The sequence below is a fragment of the Mesorhizobium sp. M1E.F.Ca.ET.063.01.1.1 genome, from assembly GCF_003998155.1.
Classification (GTDB): Bacteria; Pseudomonadota; Alphaproteobacteria; order Rhizobiales; family Rhizobiaceae; genus Mesorhizobium.
In genome coordinates, this window is record NZ_RZSC01001131.1 from 1 (window position 1) to 1,348 (window position 1,348).

Sequence of the window (1,348 nt, forward strand, 5' to 3'; positions counted from 1 at the left end):
AAACAGGAACATCCCCAAGAAACATATGGCTACGCGGCACGTCTGTCGCCAGTTTGGATCCAGCGGCGCGGGTCGACGGAAGTCGCCGGCCGCCGGTCGAGCGAAGCGCAAAGATCGGCCAGCGCGTCGAGATTGTGCACCGCGCGGAACTCGTCGACATACGGCAGCATCGCCTTCACGCCGCGGGCGCGAGCCTCGAAACCGTCGAAGCGCAAAAGCGGATTGAGCCAGATCAGCCGCCGGCAGGATTTGTGCAACCGCTCCATCTCCTCCGACAGGCCGGTGACGTCGTCACGCTCCAGCCCATCGGTGATCAGCAGCACCACGGCGCCCTGTCCCAGCACGCGGCGCGACCACAGCCGGTTGAATTCGGCGAGCGTGTTGCCGATCCGGGTGCCGCCCGACCAGTCTTTCACGGCTGTCGAGCATTCGGCCAGCGCTTCATCTGGATCGCGATGGCGCATTTGCCTTGTCAGGTTCGTCAGCCGCGTGCCGAAGACGAAGGCATGCACGCGCCTGCGCTTCTCCGTCAGCGCGTGCAGGAAATGCAGGAAGATCCGCGTATATTGGCTCATCGAGCCGGAAATGTCGGCAAGCACCACCAGCGGCGGATGCACTTCGCGCGGCGATCGGAATTTCGGCAGGATCAGCGCGCCGCCGGTGCGCGCGGCGGACCGCATCATGGCGCGGGGATCAATACGGCGCCCCTGTGCATCGGCCTTGAAGCGACGGGTGCGCGCCAGATCGAAGGGCAGCCGCAAGGCCGCGATCGCCTTTTTGGCTTCGGCCATCTCCGCTGCATCCATCTGGGCGAAGTCCTTGCCGCGCAGCACCTCGTTGCCGGAGAAGGTGAAGCGCGCATCGACCTCGATCTCAGGCACTTCCCTCACCGGCCGGTTCTTCTGGTGGCCATCGAACATCGCCTGGCTGACGCGATTCTCGGCCGCGCGAGGCTTCTGTTTTTCGGCGGTGTCCAGTGCCACTGGCGAAAACATCGCAAGCAGCTTCTCGATCAGTTCGCGCGACTTCCAGAACAGGCGGAAGGCTTCGTCGAAGACGGGATGATCCTCGTGCCGCGAGACCAGCACCGCATGCAGGGTCCAGTAGAAATCGTCGCGCGAGCCGATGCCGGCGGCGAGCACCGCCTCGATGGCGTCCTTGACCGATGCCGGTCCGACGGGCATGCCGGCCTTGCGCAGTGCCCGCGCGAAATAAACGATGTTGTCGGCGATGCGCCCCTCCGCCGTCGCTTCTCTGGGTTCCGGATGCGTCGAGGGCATCGCGCTTACTCGGCGGCCGAAAGCTCGGCCTTCACCTCATTGAGGATACGCCGGCCTTCGCCCTGTTC

1 protein-coding gene is annotated in these 1,348 nt (G+C 64.9%); it reads right to left on the reverse strand.

From position 1 onward, the window contains the following. Positions 1 to 29 precede the first annotated feature (29 nt). Positions 30 to 1,280 (reverse strand): VWA domain-containing protein, encoded by a 1,251-nt coding sequence (locus EOA29_RS36645; RefSeq protein ID WP_126093634.1) that lies wholly within the window; start codon positions 1,278 to 1,280, stop codon positions 30 to 32. Positions 1,281 to 1,348: the final 68 nt, after the last annotated feature.

Excerpts from the sequence above, each read along its gene's own strand:
- EOA29_RS36645 (WP_126093634.1), bottom strand. The coding sequence starts at position 1,280 with ATGCCCTCGACGCATCCGGAACCCAGAGAAGCGACGGCGGAGGGGCGC.